This window comes from Pseudomonas sp. PS01297, from assembly GCF_029959305.1.
In the GTDB taxonomy this organism is placed as follows: Bacteria; Pseudomonadota; Gammaproteobacteria; order Pseudomonadales; family Pseudomonadaceae; genus Aquipseudomonas; species Aquipseudomonas helleri.
On sequence record NZ_JASCPQ010000099.1, the window covers coordinates 1 to 19,583 of the forward strand.

Here is a 19,583-nt window from a genome sequence, read left to right on the forward strand (position 1 = left end):
CGATTGCATCGACAGGGTGAAACATCCATACCGAGTCGTCTGTATCGCGAGCAAGCCCGCTCCCACGGGTCTTTGATTCGCCATAAAACTTGCCTCGCGATCTTTTGATCTTGCCGTACCTCCCGCGTATTACACCCCGCCCTGCACCGTACCTACAGTGAACGCCCGTAAAAGTAGGAGGCAATCCAAATTCCTACCGCCAATAGGTTTTATGCCTGCGCGAGAGAGGGACTTGGCTGACTTTAATCCTAAGAGTGCTCACGTACAGTCTCGCCGCCGTTAACGAACGGACTGACAAATCTCTTGGAGCTTTACGATGAAAAAAATATGGATGCCTGTCGCATTAGTGGCAGCAGTTCTGGCCACCAGCGGTTGCATGAGCCACAACGTGAGCCAGCCAAACGCTCCAATCGCGGGTACTGTCACTGCTGACCTGAAAGCTAACATTGAAGTGGGCGGCGAGATCACCGGCCAATCGTCTTCGGACATTCTGTTCGGCGTGCTGAAAATCAGCGGCGACAGTGAGTTCGCAGACGGCGTGACCTATGGCGGCCCTGCTCCTGCTTTCAGCCTGCCAGACCCAGTGTCTGCCACTAAAGCAGCTGCTGCTTACAAAGCGGTCAAGAGCTCGGGTTCGGATTTGATCGTCGCACCTCGTTACGCAGTGTCGGTTGAAGACTACTTCATCTTCAAGAAGGTGAACGTGACGGTTACCGGCAACAAAGGCACCATCAAAAACATCCGCTAAGCGGTGTGTTGCGTCAGGTCTGCTGTGCAGCCAACGTCGCTCGGGCTGATTCCCCCAGTCAGCACATACCCTGTTCAAGTCGATTGACCTAATGATTGGCCTGGACCGCGAGCGAACGGTGTGCGGCAGCCTGGCTCGGCGGGACGTTTGTCCCGCCACCCTTCTCAAATAACCACGTTGCGGATAAAGCGAACCACTTCATCGCCGTCATTGCGGTAAGAATGCGGTTTATTGCTGGCGTACATGTAGAACTCCCCGGCGCCAAACGTGAACGACTGTTCGTCAATCACCAGCGTCAAGTGCCCTTCAAATACGTATAACTGCTCGCTCCAGCCATCGGCATCAGCCTGCGAGTGGTATTCGTCACCCGGCACCAGGGTCCATTCCCATAGCTCAACCTCTTTACGGGCCACCGCCTTGGCCAGCAACACCGCCTTGCTCGCCGTGCTGTTGCCGGCCCACGCCAGTTCGTTGATGCGACTCGGGTCAACTGAACCCGGCGCCTGAATCAAATCACTGAACGCCACGTTCAACGCCTCTGCCACCCGATCAAGGGTGCTCAGGCTGACGTTTTTCTCGCCTGCCTCTATCGCAACCAGCATCCGGCGGCTGACACCCGACAAATCAGACAGTGCACTTTGGCTCAGGTGAGCGAGCAGCCTCAAGCGCCGAACGTTCTGACTGACGTGCTGCAATACCGAAGTACGTTGCATGAAACCTCTCTGTGACGGATCAGAATGGGGAATTTCGTTGGGCACTATATTGCTCACTCTATAGGGGTGCGCAGTATACTGCTCAGCTTTGACGCATTGTGCGTCTCTCATCTTGTGGCGTGCAAGGTTATGTCAACGTTGAAAACTTCCAAGCTCGGGTCGATAACGGCTCGTTTCAGTAAAGCAGAATGTGTGCTGATCCTGATCACCATGGTCTGGGGCGGCACCTTTTTGTTGGTACAGCATGCATTGACGTCCAGCGGCCCGATGTTTTTTGTCGGCCTGCGCTTTGCTGCCGCGGCGACGATCGTGGCGCTGTTTTCCTGGCGAAGCTTGCGCGGCTTCACACGTCTGGAGCTCAAAGCCGGGTTTTTCATTGGTACGGCAATCATGTTCGGTTACGGCTTGCAAACCGTAGGCCTGCAAACCATTCCCAGCAGCCAGTCCGCCTTTATCACCGCTCTTTACGTGCCTTTCGTGCCGTTGCTGCAGTGGCTGGTTCTAGGCCGCAGACCTGGCTTGATGCCGAGTATCGGTATCGTAATGGCGTTTACCGGCTTGATGCTGCTGTCCGGGCCCAATGGTGCAGCGCTGAACTTCAGCCAGGGCGAGATCGTGACCCTGATCAGCGCTATCGCCATCGCCGCCGAAATAATCCTGATCAGCGCTTATGCCGGCAAAGTCGATGTGCGACGGGTGACCGTGGTGCAACTCGCCACCGCGTCTATTCTGTCCTTCTTGATGGTGGTGCCGAGCGGCGAGGCCATCCCTGACTTCTCTTGGCTGTTGCTGATCAGCGCGGTGGGCCTGGGGGCTGCGAGCGCGATTATTCAAGTGGCGATGAACTGGGCACAAAAGAGTGTTTCACCGACCCGCGCCACGCTTATTTACGCCGGCGAGCCGGTATGGGCCGGGATCGTCGGGCGTATTGCCGGGGAGCGTTTGCCCGGCATCGCATTGCTCGGTGCGCTATTGATTGTTGCAGCGGTGATCGTTAGTGAGTTAAAAACAAAAGGTAAAACGCCCAGCGAGTCGGATGAAAAGCAAGGTAACCAAGCCTGCGAGTGATGCTTTTGCACCCCATTCACCCGGTTAAACCTCATCATCTGGCATGACTCGCCCCCACGTATGGGGGCGACGCTCGCATCACGCAAGCGGGTCAATAAGGAAGAGACCCGGCTCGTTGTTAAAGTTTTGCACACATTTTGTAGGATTCCTCTACAGATCCGTTGTTGGTGATCGTCAAGTCGCCACGTATGATCGTTCGCAAACTCCTGCAGATTAGAAGCCTATGTCCCTGATAGTTCTACTGCTTCTGCCATTTATTGGCAGCTGTCTGGCGGCTGTTTTGCCGCACAACGCACGTAACAGTGAATCACTGCTGGCCGGTTTGATTGCTCTGATCGGCTTAGTTCAAGTTGCCCTGCTCTATCCGCAAATCGCCCATGGTGGGGTGATTCGTGAAGAGTTCATGTGGCTGCCGAGTATCGGCCTCAATTTTGTCCTGCGCATGGACGGGTTTGCCTGGCTGTTCTCGATTCTGGTCCTGGGCATTGGCGCGCTGGTGTCTCTGTACGCCCGTTACTACATGTCACCCGAAGACCCGGTGCCGCGCTTCTTCTCGTTTTTCCTGGCGTTTATGGGCGCAATGCTCGGCCTGGTGATTTCGGGCAACTTGATCCAGATCGTATTTTTCTGGGAGCTGACCAGCCTCTTCTCGTTCCTGCTGATCGGCTATTGGCACCACCGCTCCGACGCCCGACGCGGCGCCTATATGGCGCTGATGGTCACTGGCGCCGGGGGCTTGTGCCTGCTGGCGGGGGTCATGCTGCTCGGCCATGTTGTCGGCAGCTATGATCTGGATGTCGTGCTGGCCGCAGGCGATCAGATTAAAGCTCACAGCCTGTACCCCATTCTGTTGCCGCTGATTCTCATCGGCGCCCTTAGCAAAAGTGCACAATTCCCGTTTCATTTCTGGCTGCCCCATGCCATGGCGGCGCCGACTCCGGTTTCGGCTTATCTGCACTCGGCAACCATGGTCAAGGCCGGGGTATTCCTGTTGGCGCGCCTGTGGTCGCCCCTGTCCGGCACCGAAGAATGGTTCTGGATTGTCAGTGGCGCCGGGGCCTGCACCCTGGTGCTCGGCGCGTACTGCGCAATGTTTCAAAACGATCTCAAGGGCCTGCTGGCCTATTCGACCATCAGCCACCTGGGCCTGATCACCCTGCTGCTGGGCCTTAACAGCCCGCTGGCGGCCGTGGCGGCGGTGTTTCATATCCTCAACCACGCCACCTTCAAGGCCTCGCTGTTCATGGCGGCCGGGATTATCGACCACGAAACCGGCACGCGGGATATCCGCAAGCTCAGCGGCCTGTTCAAACTGATGCCGTACACCGCCACGCTGGCGATGGTGGCCAGTGCGTCGATGGCAGGTGTGCCGTTGCTCAACGGTTTCTTGTCGAAAGAAATGTTCTTCGCCGAAACGGTGTTCATCAACTCCACGGCCTGGGTCGAAATTGCCCTGCCTGTCATCGCTACCATTGGCGGTACGTTTAGCGTTGCTTACGCGCTGCGTTTTACCGTGGATGTGTTCTTCGGCCCGCCTGCCACCGACCTGCCGCACACTCCGCACGAGCCGCCGCGCTGGATGCGGGCGCCAGTCGAGCTGCTGGTGTTTACCTGCCTGATGGTCGGCATCTTCCCGGCCCACACTGTCGGCCCGCTGCTTGCTGCGGCCGCGCAACCGGTGGTGGGGGGCGAGCTGCCCGAATACAGCCTGGCCATCTGGCACGGTCTGAATGCCCCGATGATCATGAGCCTGATCGCCATGTCCGGCGGTATCGTGCTGTACGTGTTGTTGCGCAAGCAGCTCAAGCTTGAGCGCTTCCCGCTGCCGCCGCTGATCAGGTACTTCAACGGCAAGCGTTTCTTCGAACGCAGCATGGTGGTGATTATGCGCCGGGCGCGGCGCGTCGAGCGGCGCGTGAGCACCTTGCGCCTGCAAACCCAGTTGTTCCTGCTGGTGTTGGCGGCGGTGGTTGCCGGGCTGATCCCGATGCTCTACAGCGGTTTGAGCTGGGGCGACCGGCCGAACATTCCGGGCTCCATTGTGTTTGTGACCTTGTGGCTGCTGGCAATTGCCTGTGCCATTGGTGCCGCCTGGCAAGCCAAGTACCACCGTCTGGCCGCTTTGACCATGGTCAGTGTGTGCGGCTTGATGACCTGCGTGACCTTCGTCTGGTTCTCGGCGCCGGACCTGGCCTTGACCCAACTGGTGGTTGAGGTAGTAACCACGGTGCTCATCCTGCTGGGCCTGCGCTGGCTGCCACGCCGTATCGAAGAAGTCTCGCCGCTGCCTGGCACCCTGAACAAAGCCCGTATCCGTCGTCTGCGCGACTTGCTGTTGTCGATCGCCGTCGGCGGCGGCATGGCGGTGCTGTCGTACGCCATGTTGACCCGGCAAACCCCGAACCACATCTCTTCGTTCTTCCTCAGCCGTGCGTTGCCCGAAGGCGGCGGCACCAACGTGGTGAACGTGATGCTGGTGGATTTCCGCGGTTTCGACACCCTGGGTGAAATCACCGTACTGGCCGCCGTGGCCCTGACCGTGTTCGCCCTACTACGCCGGTTCCGCCCTCCCAAAGAAAGCATGCAATTGCCTGCCCAGCAGCGCTTGCTGGCCAAAGACGTGGTCACCGACCTGGTGAACCCGCGCAGCGCCAGCGATACCGCCTTGGGCTTCATGATGGTGCCAGCGGTGCTGGTGCGCTTGCTACTGCCTATCGCCTTTATGGTCTCGATGTACCTGTTTATGCGCGGTCACAACCAGCCGGGCGGCGGTTTCGTCGCAGGCCTGGTGATGTCGGTGGCGTTCATCCTGCAATACATGGTGGCCGGCACGCAGTGGGTCGAGGCACAAATGAGCCTGCGGCCGTTGCGCTGGATGGGTACCGGGTTGCTTTGTGCCACATTGACCGGGCTGGGCTCGCTGCTGTGGGGCTACCCATTCCTGACCACCCATACCGCGCATTTCAGCTTGCCGGTGCTGGGTGAGATTCACGTGGCCAGTGCGCTGTTTTTTGACATTGGTGTGTTTGCCGTTGTGGTCGGCGCCACGCTGCTGATTCTCACAGCGCTGGCTCACCAATCGGTACGAGCCCATCGTCCCGCCCTCCAATCCAAGACGGGAGCTGCCTGATGGAAGAAGTTATCGCTATTGCTATCGGGGTGCTTGCCGCCTCTGGTACCTGGCTGATCCTGCGCCCTCGAACCTTTCAGGTGGTGATGGGCCTGTGCTTGCTGTCGTACGGGGTCAACCTGTTTATTTTCAGCATGGGCAGCCTGTTCATCGGCAAGGAGCCGGTGATCAAAGAAGGCGTGCCGCAAGACTTGCTCAACTACACCGACCCTTTGCCGCAGGCACTGGTGTTGACCGCCATCGTCATCAGTTTTGCCATGACCGCGCTGTTTCTGGTGGTCTTGCTGGCCTCTCGCGGCCTGACCGGTACCGACCATGTGGATGGCCGGGAGCCTAAAGAATGAATTTGATGCCGCATTTGATCGTCGCGCCCATCCTGCTACCGCTGTTTACCGCTGCGTGCATGCTGTTGCTGGGCGAAAAACATCGCCCGCTCAAAGCCCGCATCAACCTCGGCTCGACCCTGCTCGGGCTGTGCATCTCAATCACCTTGCTGCTCTGGACGCAACAAACCGGCAGCCCGACATCGATAGGCGTGTACCTGCCAAGCAACTGGCAAGTGCCGTTCGGCATTGTGCTGGTTGTGGATCGCTTGTCGGCGCTGATGCTGGTGCTTACCGGGGTGATCGCCAGTTGCGCGCTGATGTTCGCCATGGCCCGCTGGGACCGCGCCGGTTCCAGCTTCCATGCGCTGTTCCAGATCCAGTTGATGGGGTTGTATGGCGCTTTCCTGACCGCCGACCTGTTCAACCTGTTCGTTTTTTTCGAGGTGTTGCTGGCGGCCTCCTACGGCCTGATGCTGCACGGTTCGGGCAAGGCACGGGTGTCGTCGGGCCTGCATTACATCGCGATCAACCTGCTGGCTTCGTCACTGTTCCTCATTGGTGCTGCGTTGATCTATGGCGTCACCGGCACGCTGAACATGGCCGATCTGGCGTTTAAAATCCCTTTGGTGCCCGAAGCCGATCGTGGCTTGTTGCACGCCGGTGCGGCCATTCTGGCCATCGCTTTTCTGGCAAAAGCCGGCATGTGGCCGCTGAACTTCTGGCTGGTGCCCGCCTACTCCTCGGCCAGCGCACCGGTAGCGGCGCTGTTCGCGATCATGACCAAGGTCGGGATCTACACCGTATTGCGCCTTTGGACGCTGCTGTTCTCGGGCCAGGCCGGGGCTTCGGCCTACTTTGGCAGCGACTGGTTGATCTACGGCGGCATGGCAACCATTGTCTGCGCCGCCATTGCCATCCTCGCAGCCCAGCGCCTGGAGCGCATGGCCAGCCTGAGCATTCTGGTGTCGGCCGGCATTCTGTTGTCGGCGGTGGGTTTTGCCCAACCCAACCTGATTGCGGCGGCCCTGTTTTATCTGGTCAGCTCCACCCTGGCACTGAGTGCGCTGTTCTTGCTGGCCGAACTGATTGAACGTTCGCGCTCATCCAGTGAGACGCTGTACGAAGAAGATGCTGAAGCATTACCTTCCATCGTTGAGCCGCCCCCGCGCGGGACCAACCTGGACGACGAGCAAAACGTCGTGGTCGGGCAGATTATTCCGTGGGCGATGGCGTTTCTGGGCTTGAGCTTTATCGCCTGTGCCCTGCTGATTATTGGCATGCCGCCGCTGTCCGGGTTTATCGGCAAGCTCAGCTTGCTCAACGCGCTGCTCAACCCGGCCGGGCTGGGCAACGAGATCAATGCCCCGGTGTCTACCGCCGCCTGGTGCTTGCTGGCTTTGCTGATTCTGTCCGGGCTGGCCTCTTTGATCGCGTTCTCGCGCATGGGCATCCAGCGCTTCTGGACACCCCTGGAGCGGCCTTCACCGATCCTGCGTCGCCTTGAATGCATGCCCATCGTGTTGCTGCTGGCGCTGTGCGTGGTCCTGACGGTCAAGGCTGAGCCGCTGTTGCGCTTTACCCAAGCCGCCGCCGAGACCTTGAGCAACCCAGAGCGTTATGTGCAGGCAGTATTGGAGTCTCGCCCTGTGCCTGGCCCCACTGCCAAAGCGGCGTTGCAGGAGGTGCAGCCATGAAGCGTTTATTCCCGGCACCGTGGTTGTCCCTGGCGTTGTGGGCACTGTGGTTGTTGCTCAACTTGTCATTGAGCGCGGGCAATCTGTTGCTCGGTGCAGCGTTGGGCTTTTTGGCGCCGATCATGTTCGCGCCCCTGCGGCCCCTGCCGATTCACATCCACCGTCCGGGTGTGATCCTCAAGTTGTTCTTTTTAGTGGGGCGTGACGTGATCATGTCCAACATCGCCGTGGCCTGGGGCGTGCTCAATGCTGGCAAGCGCCCGCCACGCTCGCGGTTCATCAAAATCCCCCTCGACCTGCGTGACGCCAACGGCCTCGCGGCCTTGTCGATGATCACCACCGTAGTACCGGGTACGGTCTGGTCCGAACTGGCGCTGGACCGCAGCGTGCTGTTGTTGCACGTCTTTGACCTGGATGACGAAGCGCAATTTATCGAACACTTCAAAACGGCTTACGAGCGCCCCTTGATGGAGATCTTTGAATGAGTGCCCTGCTCTCCAATGCCATCCTGATCAGCCTGTTTTTCTTTAGCCTGGCGATGGTACTGACCGTGGTCCGCCTGTTTAAAGGCCCCTCGGCCCAGGACCGGGTTCTGGCGCTGGACTACCTGTACATCGTGGCCATGCTGATGATGCTGGTGCTGGGCATACGTTATGCCAGTGACACCTACTTTGAGGCCGCCTTGCTGATCGCCCTGTTCGGGTTTGTCGGCTCGTTTGCGCTGGCCAAGTTCCTGCTGCGTGGGGAGGTAATTGAATGAATTCCGTCAGCGAGCTGTCGCTCTGGATCGAGATACCGGTGGCCGTGCTGCTGGTGGTCAGCAGCCTGTTTGCGCTGTTTGGAGCCATCGGGATGCTGCGCCTCAAGGACTTTTTCCAGCGCATGCACCCGCCTGCACTGGCTTCAACCCTTGGCGCCTGGTGCGTGGCACTGGCCTCGATTGTATATTTCTCGGCACTTAAATCGACACCGGTCCTGCACGCCTGGCTGATCCCGATTCTGCTGGCGATTACCGTGCCGGTGACCACCTTGCTGCTGGCCCGCACCTCATTGTTCCGCAAACGCATGGCTGGCGAAGATGTACCCGCCGAAGTCAGCAGCGGCGGGCGCAGCGAAGGTGGTAGCTAAATCCACTCTGTAGGAGCGAGCTTGCCTCGCGATCTTTTAACGATCAAAAGATCGCGAGACAAGCTCGCTCCTACAGGAGGGGTTACATCCAGCCCAGCCAGCTCCAGTACGTCGCGCCAAACAGCAACATCAGCAGGTAACCCACCACGGTGACTATCAAGCCGACCTTGGCAAATTGCTTGGCGGTGAAGGTTTGTGTGCCCAGGCACACCATGTTTTGTGGGGCGTTGATGGGCAGGATAAAGCCGTAGCTCACCACAAAGCCCAGCAGCATGGTCATACCCAAGCGGCTGAATTCACCCGGCAAGGTCTGCAAGACCGCAATCAGAATGGGCAACAAGGCCGATGTCAGCGCCGTCGCACTGGCAAAGCCCAGGTGAATCAAAATCAGAAACGCCCCCAGAATCGCAAAAATGCCCAGCGGCCCGACCTGATCCAGCCCGGTGTTATGCACCACCTGCCCGCCCAACCATTGCCCGGCCTGGGTGGTCAGCAACGCCGTCCCCAGGCTGATGCCCACACCGAACACAATCACCGTGCCCCACGGGATACGCGACTGCACGTCCTTCCAGGTCATTACCCCGTAACGCGGCAGCAACAGGATCACCAGCCCGGCGTAGGTGATGGAGGTGGTGTCGAAGCTGTGCAACTTGCCCTCCGTGGCCCAGCCCAGCAACAGCGCGATGGATACTGCCATCAGGCGCTTCTGCGGCCCGGTCATGGGGCCCAGTTCGGCCAGTGATTTTTCCACGGCTTCTTTACCGCCCGGGATGCTGTCGCTTTCCGGCGGGAGCATTTTCAGCACCACAAACAGCAACACCGCCGACATGATGATGGCCCACGGCGCACCGGCGATCAGCCAGTCGAGCCAATTGACCCGCTCGCCGAGCATCTTGTCCATAAAGCCGACTGTCAGCAGGTTCTGCGCGGCGGCGGTTTGAATGCCTACGTTCCAGATACTGGTGCCCTGCGCTACCACAATCATGATCCCGGCGGCGATGTTGGAGCGCTTGTCGACGCCAAACGCCAGAATCACCCCCATCATGATCGGCACCACACATGCACTGCGCGCGGTGGCGCTGGGCACCACAAGGCTGAGCAGAATGGTCACCGCAATCGCCCCGATCAAAATGCGCCGGGTGCTGGTGCCGATGCGTGACAGGGTCACCAGCGCGATGCGCCGATCCAGCCCGGTGTGGGTCATGGCTGCTGCAATAAACAGCGCGCCGGCCACCAGCGCCAGCGCGGCATTGGAAAACCCGGTGAGGGCCATGGTGATCCCGGCATTGGTGCCGTAGATTTTCGACGGGTCCGCCAGGGTCGGCGCCATGCCAATCAAAAACGCCATCAGCGACGTAATCATGATGGCGCTGGCTTCGTATGACACCGCTTCGGTGATCCACACCACCACGGCAAACACCAGAATCGCCAACATCCGGTGCCCGGCGACCGGCAAGTCGGCGGGCAACGGCATCAGTAAAACGCCCACCATCGCCACAATGGCGATGACCAGACCTATGGGTAACTTAACTTTTGCCGTTGCCGGCGGCGGGGTCGTAGCGGGCGCGTTCACGGCCATCTCCTTGTGCTTGAAAACGCATGCAGCATAGGTCAAGGACGCGGGTTTCGCGTTGATGCTTGTCAGGTATTTATTGAAGCTCACACCAAAAACTGTGGGAGCGGGCTTGCTCGCGATGATCGTTAACGATGACGCTTCTTTGCCGGGCAAATGAGGCGCACTGAAGCGAATCGCGAGCAAACCCGCTCCCACCCTTGAGCCGTGTTGCTCTTGGATGAGTCAGCGGATTTTATAGTGAAACGTATTACGCACCCCCGGCACTGTCACTGCCTGACCATCGACGATGCGCGGCTGATAGCGAAACGTGGCTGCCGCCACCAATGACGGGCGAATAAACGCCGGGTGGCAGTCACCTACCACTTTGGGGCTTTCAACCTTGCCCTGCGGCGTCACCGAATACTCAACCGTGCAATCCCCCTCAATGCCTTTGTCCAGCGCACGCTGCGGGTAGTCCGGGGCCTGTTTGCTGATCGGCAAGTATTGCCGCACATCCGCCGCCGCAGCCGCCTGTTGCGCACGCTTGGCGTTATCCGCTGCCACACGGGCTTGCTGCGCAGCCGCTTCAGCCGCCACTTGCTGACGTTGCATCTCGACCTGTTCGGCGCGTTGCTGCGCCATTTTTTGCTGCTCTTCTTTGAGCTGCTTTTGCTCCTCTACCCGTTTACGCGCCAACGCCGCCTGTTCCAGTTTGCGTGCCTGTATCTGCGGGTCTGGCTTGGCCACTTCGGGTTTGGCTTCGACTACCGGCGGCGGCACCACCACCGGCTGCGGTGTGGGTTCAGGCGGCGCCACCACAGGTTCGGCGGGCATCATCACCAGGCGGGTTTTCAAGGTACTCGGCGCGGGCACGGCCATTTCGTGCTCCATGCTCCAGCCCAGCACTAAAAACGCAATCACCGCACTGTGCAGCGCAACCGTGACCGCCACCGCCTGGCTGTTGTGCCACAGCCGGGTCCAGGGCAGCGGCCGGGCCTCAACGTGCCCGGCACTCATCAACGCGGCACTCATTGCGGGGCCTCTGTGACCAGCCCCAGGTTGGTCACACCGCCTTGTTGCAAGGCCGCCATGGCCTTGACCACGCTGCCGTAACCGGCGTCGTTGTCGGCACGAATATACACCTGGGTGTCGCCGTCTTGCGCCACCACCTGGCCAATCTTGGCTTGCAGCTCTTCAAGGCTGACGGCGCTGTCGGTCTGGTTTTTGGTGTCCAGTTCGCTGCCCAGGTTCCAGTAGTAGCCGCCATCAGCCTTGACCGACAAGGTGAGGATTTTCTGCTGGGTGTCATTGGCCAACGCTTCACTGGCGACTTTGGGCAGGTCAATTTTGACGCCCTGGGTCAACATCGGCGCAGTCACCATAAAAATCACCAGCAGCACCAGCATCACGTCGATGTAGGGCACTACGTTCATTTCGGCCTTGGGCCCGTGTTTGCGCTGTGGTCGAGCAAGCATCTTCAAACTCCCTGTTAAGCGGCAGCGGCCATGTTCCGTGAACCCGCGTGAAAGCCACGGTACAAGCGCATTTGCAGTTCATTGCCGAGGCTGTAATAGCGGGTCAGCAGGGTTTGCCCACGGGACGAGAAACGGTTGTAGGCGATGACTGCCGGGATCGCGGCAAACAAGCCAATCGCGGTGGCAATCAAGGCTTCGGCAATGCCCGGTGCCACAGTCGACAGCGTGGCCTGCTGCACCTGGGACAAACCGATAAAGGAATTCATGATCCCCCACACGGTGCCAAACAGGCCGATATACGGGCTGACCGAGCCAACGGTGGCCAGAAATTGCAGGCCTTTTTCGAGGCGGATTTCCTGCTCGGTAATGGCCACATACAGCGAGCGTTCAATGCCTTGCATCAGCCCGTCAGCATCAATGCCCGGCTGCTGGCGAAGCTGCGCGTATTCGCTGTAGGCCGCCACAAACACCTGCTCGGCACCGGCATCCGGGTTGCTGGCGTCGCGGCTTTCACGGTACAGCGCGCCCAGGTCACCCGGCGCCCGCAAGCGCTGGGTGAAGTTTTCAATGTCGCGCTCGCTGCGGCGCAGGATGGCGCTACGGCGCACAATCAAGAACCAGCTCAATACCGAGGCCGCGAGCAGTATCAACATCACGCCTTTCACCAGCAGACTGGCATCGTTGATCAGACCCCAAATGGTCATGTGTTCCATGGTTGCTTGCATGTTGTAACTCCTGATGACTGTTGATTTAAATACACCCCCCGTGTGACCGGGTTATGGCAGGTGCAAGGCCTTGGCCACGTCGCTCCACGGGATGTACTTGAAGTTCTGGGCCTGCTCGGGCATGCGCTTGCGGCCGTCCTGCACCACCAGCATGCCTTTGCTCCACGGCCCGCCGAGGTTGGCTGAGGTCACGTCGAGGCCATCGGTTTCGGAGGTGCCGTCAATCCCGGCTTCGGCGTTCACGCCCTCCCGGAAGGCACCGCGCAGGGCAAACGGCGGCTCGGCATCGACCACCACGTAGCTGTCATTGCCTTGGCTTGAGATCACCAGGTAGTTGTCTTTTTCGGTCTGGTACAGCGCCAGCCCTTCGATGTCGTCATGCACCTGCTCACCGACCTTGATCACGCTGGTCAACGTAGCGGGTTGATCCGGGCGCGCATCCACGGCCCACACCGCCACATCTTCTTCACCCAAAAACAGGCGTTGGCGCTGGTCGTCGGCGACGCAACCTTCAGGCTGGGTCGGCACCTTGAACTGGCGTACCAGCTCGCCTTGCACCTGATCACCCTTGGCAAACAGACGGTGTTGCACAAAGGTCCCGTCCTTGTCGTTGGCGAAGCTGTAGATCTCGCCCGACGGCGCCTTGAACAGGCACAGTCCGTAGATGTCTTTGACCGGCGTGGCGATCTCGCCCACGGCTTTCAACACGCCAGACTCACGATCAATGCTGAACACGCTCAAGCTGTTGTGATCACGGTTAGTGGCGACCGCTAGGTCAACGGTGTGCGAACCCAAGGTGAACCCCGGACGCACATCAACGTTGTTCAGGCGCCCTACCGGTAAGTGCTGCACGCGCTTGCCTTGCAAGTCGTACACCTCAAGCCCTTGTTGTTTGTTGGTGCCCAGCACGCGGCTCTGCGCCGGATTTTTGGGGTTGACCCAAATCGCCGGGTCATCGGCAGCATCGCCCTGGCTCATCACCACGTCGGTCTGCACCAGCGGCTTGACCACCGGCAGCACGGGCGGCAGAGCCACCGGCGTGGCTTTCCAGTTGAGCGAGCCTTGGAACAGACGATTGGTCGCGCCGTCCTGCACCAGTACATCCAGCCCTTTGGCGGTTTCACGCAGGGCCAGATGTTCAGGCTCGGTCACACCGTCAAGCGCCAGGCTGGCCACCGGTGACCAGCGCTTGCCTTGCTGTTGATAGAGGTTTAATTGCGCGGCTTCGGGGTCCAGCCCGAGCAGGCCACCGGGCACCACGGCCATGGCGCCTGCGGCCTTTTTGACGTTGCCGAAGGGCTCGACGATGGCCACCGGCAAGCGTTCAACATCAGACTCGGCATGGGCCGGGTATGCCCACCAGCCGACGTTTTCTTCGTTGACGAACAGTTGCTGCGCCGCATCCTCAACCTGGCAGAACTTGGCTTGCGGCGGCATTGGCAGGCTGCGTACCAACAGCGGTGCGGCCAGTTGTTTGCTGTCCGCCGCCACCAGCCATTGCTCACCTTTGCCCTCTTCACCCACGGTAAACAGGTACACATTGCTCGCCTGATCGCGGTACAGGCACACGCCATTTACCGCGTAGTCGCGTTTGGGCAGGTACGTCGGTGTCTGCCACTCGCGGGTTTTCGGGTCCAGGCTGAACAACGCAACTTGCTGCTTGGCCTTGTCCTGGCTGGCCACCAGTACGTTGTCGCCCAGGGGGCGGCTGTCCAGCCCGGCGAACGAGCCGGCGATCTGGCTCAGGGTTTTGCCTTGCGCATCGAGCAGCCGCAGACCGTCGCGCTTGCTCACGGCCAGGCGATCATCGCCTGTGGGCAGGTAACCCAGCGCCTGGGCTTTGCCCGTGCCCCAGGATTGCAGGGTGGGTGCAGTGATTTGCGCAGCCTGTGCGCTGCCAGCGGCCAGGCACACCAGCAAAGGTAAAAGCCGCGGTGGGTGTTTGAACAAAAGAAACATGGATATACCGTCCGTTGAAGCCGTATCTGTAGCCGCTGCCGCAGACTGCGATGGGTTGCGCAGCGACCCCGCTCTTGCTCGAAAGCGAAGGTCCTGCGGCCCTTATCGCAGCCTTCGGCAGCGGCTACAGAAAACGCCAATGCTTTAGAAATGGGTGAAGGTCAGGCCTACAGAGTAGGTGGGGCCGTACTCTTCGTACTGGTTGTTGTAACGGCTGTTGCCGCTGTAGACGAAGTACGGCTGGTCGGTCAGGTTCTGCGCGTCAAAGCTCACTTGCAGGTTTTTGGTCAGCGAGTAACGCGCGCTGAAGTCCACAAAGGTCTGCGCAGCCACATGGGTGTCGTGGGCTTTGTCGTTGACCCCGGCCAGTTCATAGAGGTAGGCCGATTTGTAGTTGGCTGACAGGCGCACGCTGAGCTTGTCGTCCTCCCAGCCGAGCATCAGGTTGCCGACGGTGTTGGACTGGCTCGGCAAGTCGATGTCGCGCTTAAGGGTTTGCCCGGACGCGGCGTCGTAGCCTTTAATGCTGGCGTTGGAGCGGCTGAAGGTGGTGTTCGCGCCAACAATCACGCCGTTCCAGGGCGCAGGCAACCAATCGAACTTCTGCGAGTAGGCCAGTTCCAGGCCGTACAGCTTGGCGTTGTCACCGTTCGCATAGGAATGCGCCTCGGTAAAGTCGCGCCACGCGCCCGTACCGGCCAGATCATTGTTGTAGACGAAGTTTTTGATGTCTTTGTAAAACAGGAACGCCGACACCGTACCGGCCTGCCCCATGAAGTGCTCAATGCCCAGGTCGAAGTTGCTCGACTCCAGCGGTTTGAGGTTCGGGTTGCCAAATTCAGCCTTGTCATCCTCGATCACAAAGCCCGGCGCCAGCTGCCCAAAGGTCGGGCGCACCACAGCGTTGGTCCAGGCGGCACGCACCTGGGTGTTTTTCGCCAACTGGTAGCGCGCATGCAGGCCCGGCAACCAGTGGTGATAGTCGCGCTTGGTGTCCTGGGCTTCATACACGCCGTTGCGGATGCCCGTGCCCTTGGCGTCGAACTCGGTGCCTTCGTAGCGCAGGCCAGCGATAAAGCGCCAGTCGTCGATGTCTACGGTGTTCATCAGGTACGCCGAGTTGATGTCTTCGTGCATGGTGAAGTCATTTACCCGCGAGCCCTGCTCGTTGTAGAACTTGTCGCGGTTCAGCCCGCCGATCAGGTCTTTGATCGCGCCCGCGCTGATGCCCGGACCATAACGGCCGAGGGCGTAATCCAGCTCGCCCTTGCTGAAGCGGTCGAGGTTCAACTGGTCATCGCTGAAACCCAACTTAGAGAAGTTTTTGTAGGTCCAGGCTTCGGTGTCGTTGTCTTTGCTGCGACGGCTGACTTTGCCGCCGAACTTGAACTGCGAGGCGTACCCGTCCACGTCGTAGTCGCGCGCCAGGTCGAGGCGGATGTTCTTTTCTTTGTCTTTGGTGATTTCTTTCTTCACGTCGACTTTGTCGAGAATGAAGTTGGCCGGGTCATAAAAACCCGCGCCGATGATCGGCCGGGGCTTTTCCGAGTCGTACCAGCCGCTGTCGGGGAAGCTTGAAATGCTTTTGAAAGTCGCCCCGGCAATGCCCGCAGGGCTGTCTTCGCTGGACTCGCTGTAACCGGCCTGCCCGCTCAAAGTCCACAACCCCATGCTGCGCTCGCCGCCGAACACGTAAGACTGGATTTCCTGAGTCTCGTCGCGCTGCTTGAGTTTGCGCTTGGCTTTGGCCTTGCCCAATTCGCCTTCGGCTTGCGGGTTGGCGTATTCAATCGAGTCCGAGTTGCGGATCTCGCTGTCTTTGAAGCGGCTGTACAGCGTGCGCAGGTAGAGTTTGGTGTCGTCGTCGGGCTTGTAGTCGAAGTTCAGACCGCCCCCGGAGCGCTCGCGACTGATGTCGTACACCCGCTGCTCGAAGCTGTTGAGTTTGGCACCGTCGGTAAAGTCCCAGGCACCGGCTGTTTCGACGTTGTCCGAACCAAAATCGCGCTTGTTCCAGCTCAGGGCTGCCGCCACACCGAAGTTGTCGATGCCGTCGCCGAGGCTGAAGCGATCACTGATGGCGCCCGACACTTTGGGGCTGGTCTGGTGAGTGTTCTTGTTGTAACCGGCCTGGGTGGTGGCGGTGTAGAACAGGCCGTCGTGGTCAAAGGCCGACAGGCTCTGCACGTCGACCGTGCCGCCCAGCGAGTTGGCGTCCATGTCCGGGGTCAGGGTTTTGATCACTGACAGCGACTGCACCAACTCAGAAGGCAACACGTCGAGGGCTACGGCGCGGCGTTTGCTTTCTGGGGACGGCACCAGCGTGCCGTTGATGGTCACGCTGTTCAGGTCCGGGCCCAGGCCGCGCACGCTGACGAAACGGCCTTCGCCCTGATCGCGCTCGATGCTGATGCCCGGCAGGCGCTGTACCGCTTCGGCGACGTTGGCGTCCGGCAACTGCGCGACGCCATCGGCGTGCACCACGCTTTGGATGGTGTCCGAATTGCGTTGCTGCTTGAGCGCCTTGTCCAGGCTCACGGCCTGCCCGACCACTTCAACGTGTTCAGTGGCACCGGCGACCGAAGCCTCGGCGGCGCTCAAGCGTTCGCTGGCAATGGCCATGGCCAATGCACTGAACGTAAAGCCTACCCATTGCGTCTTGCTGCGACCCTTGTACATGTTTGCACTCCCCCAATTCGCGCTTAAGGCCAGGCAAATGGCCCGACAACTTGGGAGCGAACGCTAGGGGGGCTCAATGACAGTGCCGTGACAGTGCCCGGCACACCCCCCGGAAATAGAGGCTTTTAGGGGGGTAATCCGCGCCGGATGAGCTGATTTGACCTTTTTTAGACAAAGATCCAGTAGGAGCGAGCTTGCCTCGCGAGCTTTTAAAGCATCAAAAGATCGCGAGACAAGCTCGCTCCTACACACTTCATATCAACGATTTTAGGCAGGACCCTTGAGCTGATTCGACCCTCACACCTCGTAACATCGCTGTCACAGAGCTCTGTTCTGCTGGCCTGCATTACGTTTGGGTAGACCCGTCATGACTTGGCTCAACATCCTTAAGCATCATCGCTGGAAACTCGGGTTGCTGGTACTGGCCGCCAATATCGGCGTGCTGCTGAACCTGGCGTTCGGCACGCCCAAGGCCTTTCACGAGTGGCAGTGGCTGGACATCATCGGCGAAGGTGGCACCGCGCTGTTTGTGCTGCTGTGGCTGGTGCTGGTGCTTAAAAGCCGCCCCACAGGACGGGTCACCAATTACCTGTCGATCGGCCTGTGCTGCATCTTCTTTTCCTGGTGGATGGACGTTCTCGACGAATTTATTCGCCTGCCCAAACACCTGGGCTGGAACCACTGGCTCGAATCCGGGCCGATGCCGGTCGGGATGGTTCTTCTGACCCTCGGCCTGTACCACTGGCACCGTGAACAGCAAGCCATCAACCAGCAGATGGAAAAGCGCGAACGCATATTCCGCGAGCATCGCCTGTTCGACAAACTCACCCCGCTGGGCGGTGCCGATTACCTCAAGCGTCAGGTCAGCGACTGCATGGCACAGAGCCTTGAGCAGCAACAACCGCTGTCATTGCTGGCGCTGGACATTGACGATTTCGCCTCGCTCAATCAGCACTATGGCCACGCGGAAGGCGACTCGGTGCTACAAGCCTTGAGTCAGCTGTTGCTGCTCAATCTGCGCCGCCACGACCTGCTCTGCCGCCTGGCCGGCGACCGCTTTGTGGTGCTGCTGCCAAACACCGGCGAAAGCCAGGCCCGATTGCTGGCTCTGGAACTGCAACAAGCAGTACAGAGCCTGGCGCATAAAACCCGCCAGCATGGCGAGCGGGTCTATTTGTCGGCCAGCACGGCGGTGGTCATGGCCTTCAACGAGGCCCCCGATGAATTGCTCAAACGCTTGAACCTCGCCCTGGCGCGGGCCAAACCGGTACGGAGCAAACGGGCATGAGCCTCGACAGCCGCTGGTATGAAGCCGATACACGCTTTATACCCGGGCACTACCAACCCGCAACCCTGATTGACCTGGCATTGTCCCGCGACATCGACAGCCATCGGCTGCTGCGCGGCACCGGCTTGTTCTATGACGACATTGTCGGCGGCAATACGCGCTTGAGCCCGCAACAGTTCTTCGGCCTGATCGCCAATGCCCAGCGCTTGTTGGGGGCCGATGACAGCAGTTTTCTGTTCGGTCAACGCTTGTTGCCGGGCCACTACGGCCCGGCCAGCCATGCCCTGCAACAGGCGCAAAACCTGCATCAGGCGCTGGAAACCGTCATCCACCATCGGGCCCTGCTCAGCCCTTTGCTGACGCCACGGCTGTTGCTGGATGAGCGCTATGCGTATGTGTATTGGCTCGACAGTTGCGGCGCCCAAGAGCAATTGCGCTTTGTCCAGGAAGCCAGCATGACCGCCTTCAAATCCATGAGCCAATGGCTCAGCGGCGAGCGCTTGCCGTGGGAATGCAGCTTCAGCTACCCCGAGCCGCGCTACGTGGAGCAGTACTGGGTGCACTTGGGCGAAAACACCCAGTTCGGGGGCCAGCTCGACCTGATGCGCCTGCCCCGCGAATACCTGACCCAACCTTGGTCGAATGCCTCGGCGATTGCCCGGCAAGTCGCGCACCAGCAAGCGCAAAGCCAACTGCATGAACTTGGTTTTAACGCCAGCCTGCTTGACCGGTTGTACGTGCACCTGCGCGATCAGGCGCAACGCGCACCTGGCCTGGAAGAAGTGGCTCAGCATTTTGCGATGAGCCAGGCCACCCTCAAGCGCAAACTGAACAAACACGGCACGCACTTTCAGGCCCAGCAAGACCAGGCGCGCAAACACGTGGCGCTGTACCTGTATCAGATCAAGGGGTTCAGCAACGAAGCGGTGGCCGAATACTTGAACTTCAACGACCCGGCCAACTTCCGCCGGGCGTTGAAACGCTGGACCGGGTGCACACCGAATTTAATCCGAAAATTCATGCCCTTGTAAAAACCCTGTGGGAGCGGGCTTGCTCGCGATTGGGGCGACTCGGTTAGCCTGATAAACCCGGTCG

Annotated in this window: 17 protein-coding genes; 10 read left to right on the top strand and 7 right to left on the bottom strand. The window is 59.8% G+C overall.

The genetic code is table 11. The annotated features are described in order from the left end of the window. Positions 1-316: 316 nt before the first annotated feature. Entirely contained in the window at positions 317-748 is a 432-nt protein-coding gene (locus QMX84_RS22225; protein WP_123748734.1) for a hypothetical protein, read from the top strand. 164 nt (positions 749-912) lie between these two features. Here the strand turns inward: QMX84_RS22225 and QMX84_RS22230 are convergent, their stop codons facing one another. Further along, positions 913-1,461 (bottom strand): XRE family transcriptional regulator, encoded by a 549-nt coding sequence (locus QMX84_RS22230; protein ID WP_282364797.1) that lies wholly within the window; start codon positions 1,459-1,461, stop codon positions 913-915. 24 nt (positions 1,462-1,485) lie between these two features. Here QMX84_RS22230 and QMX84_RS22235 point away from each other — a divergent pair, with 24 nt between their 5' ends. The 7 genes from QMX84_RS22235 (at position 1,486) to QMX84_RS22265 (ending at position 8,807) form a co-directional block, all read left to right on the top strand. Further along, a complete protein-coding gene (locus QMX84_RS22235; RefSeq protein WP_282364798.1) occupies positions 1,486-2,529 on the top strand; it encodes a DMT family transporter in 1,044 nt (347 codons plus the stop codon). Between the two features lie 223 nt (positions 2,530-2,752). Then, positions 2,753-5,659: a monovalent cation/H+ antiporter subunit A gene (locus tag QMX84_RS22240; protein ID WP_282364799.1), complete on the top strand. Its 2,907-nt coding sequence runs from the start codon at positions 2,753-2,755 to the stop codon at positions 5,657-5,659. After that, the gene (locus QMX84_RS22245) at positions 5,659-6,003 is read left to right on the top strand and encodes a Na+/H+ antiporter subunit C (protein ID WP_048369049.1); all 345 of its coding nucleotides are present in this window, start codon (positions 5,659-5,661) and stop codon (positions 6,001-6,003) included. The genes QMX84_RS22240 and QMX84_RS22245 overlap by 1 nt, the downstream gene beginning before the upstream one ends. Continuing rightward, on the top strand, positions 6,000-7,679 hold the full coding sequence (locus QMX84_RS22250; protein WP_153336396.1) for a monovalent cation/H+ antiporter subunit D: 1,680 nt from the start codon (positions 6,000-6,002) through the stop codon (positions 7,677-7,679). The genes QMX84_RS22245 and QMX84_RS22250 overlap by 4 nt, the downstream gene beginning before the upstream one ends. Beyond that, positions 7,676-8,164 carry a Na+/H+ antiporter subunit E gene (locus QMX84_RS22255; protein ID WP_048369047.1) on the top strand — a complete coding sequence of 163 codons (489 nt, stop codon included), beginning with the start codon at positions 7,676-7,678 and terminating at the stop codon, positions 8,162-8,164. The genes QMX84_RS22250 and QMX84_RS22255 overlap by 4 nt, the downstream gene beginning before the upstream one ends. Further along, a complete protein-coding gene (locus tag QMX84_RS22260) occupies positions 8,161-8,439 on the top strand; it encodes a K+/H+ antiporter subunit F (protein ID WP_048369046.1) in 279 nt (92 codons plus the stop codon). Before QMX84_RS22255 ends, QMX84_RS22260 begins: the two co-directional genes overlap by 4 nt. Beyond that, complete coding sequence (locus tag QMX84_RS22265) at positions 8,436-8,807, top strand: Na+/H+ antiporter subunit G (protein ID WP_048369045.1); 372 nt, start codon at positions 8,436-8,438, stop codon at positions 8,805-8,807. Before QMX84_RS22260 ends, QMX84_RS22265 begins: the two co-directional genes overlap by 4 nt. A gap of 82 nt (positions 8,808-8,889) precedes the next feature. On the opposite strand, the gene QMX84_RS22270 is transcribed toward QMX84_RS22265, so the two are convergent. The 6 genes from QMX84_RS22270 to QMX84_RS22295 form a co-directional block, all read right to left on the bottom strand. Next, a complete protein-coding gene (locus QMX84_RS22270; protein ID WP_048388713.1) occupies positions 8,890-10,380 on the bottom strand; it encodes a DASS family sodium-coupled anion symporter in 1,491 nt (496 codons plus the stop codon). A gap of 225 nt (positions 10,381-10,605) precedes the next feature. Then, positions 10,606-11,394 carry an energy transducer TonB gene (locus QMX84_RS22275; RefSeq protein WP_282364800.1) on the bottom strand — a complete coding sequence of 263 codons (789 nt, stop codon included), beginning with the start codon at positions 11,392-11,394 and terminating at the stop codon, positions 10,606-10,608. Continuing rightward, complete coding sequence (tolR, locus tag QMX84_RS22280) at positions 11,391-11,837, bottom strand: protein TolR (protein ID WP_048369043.1); 447 nt, start codon at positions 11,835-11,837, stop codon at positions 11,391-11,393. Before tolR ends, QMX84_RS22275 begins: the two co-directional genes overlap by 4 nt. A 14-nt stretch (positions 11,838-11,851) precedes the next feature. Beyond that, entirely contained in the window at positions 11,852-12,562 is a 711-nt protein-coding gene (tolQ, locus tag QMX84_RS22285) for a protein TolQ (protein ID WP_282364801.1), read from the bottom strand. A gap of 51 nt (positions 12,563-12,613) precedes the next feature. Then, on the bottom strand, positions 12,614-14,521 hold the full coding sequence (locus tag QMX84_RS22290; protein ID WP_282364802.1) for a phytase: 1,908 nt from the start codon (positions 14,519-14,521) through the stop codon (positions 12,614-12,616). A 144-nt stretch (positions 14,522-14,665) separates the two neighbouring features. Next, the gene (locus tag QMX84_RS22295; protein ID WP_282364803.1) at positions 14,666-17,200 is read right to left on the bottom strand and encodes a TonB-dependent receptor; all 2,535 of its coding nucleotides are present in this window, start codon (positions 17,198-17,200) and stop codon (positions 14,666-14,668) included. A 367-nt stretch (positions 17,201-17,567) separates the two neighbouring features. Here QMX84_RS22295 and QMX84_RS22300 point away from each other — a divergent pair, with 367 nt between their 5' ends. Both QMX84_RS22300 and QMX84_RS22305 read left to right on the top strand, forming a co-directional pair. Further along, positions 17,568-18,488 carry a GGDEF domain-containing protein gene (locus tag QMX84_RS22300; RefSeq protein ID WP_282364804.1) on the top strand — a complete coding sequence of 307 codons (921 nt, stop codon included), beginning with the start codon at positions 17,568-17,570 and terminating at the stop codon, positions 18,486-18,488. Beyond that, positions 18,485-19,519, top strand: coding sequence for an AraC family transcriptional regulator (locus QMX84_RS22305; RefSeq protein ID WP_282364805.1), 1,035 nt, complete (start codon positions 18,485-18,487; stop codon positions 19,517-19,519). The genes QMX84_RS22300 and QMX84_RS22305 overlap by 4 nt, the downstream gene beginning before the upstream one ends. Positions 19,520-19,583 lie beyond the last annotated feature (64 nt).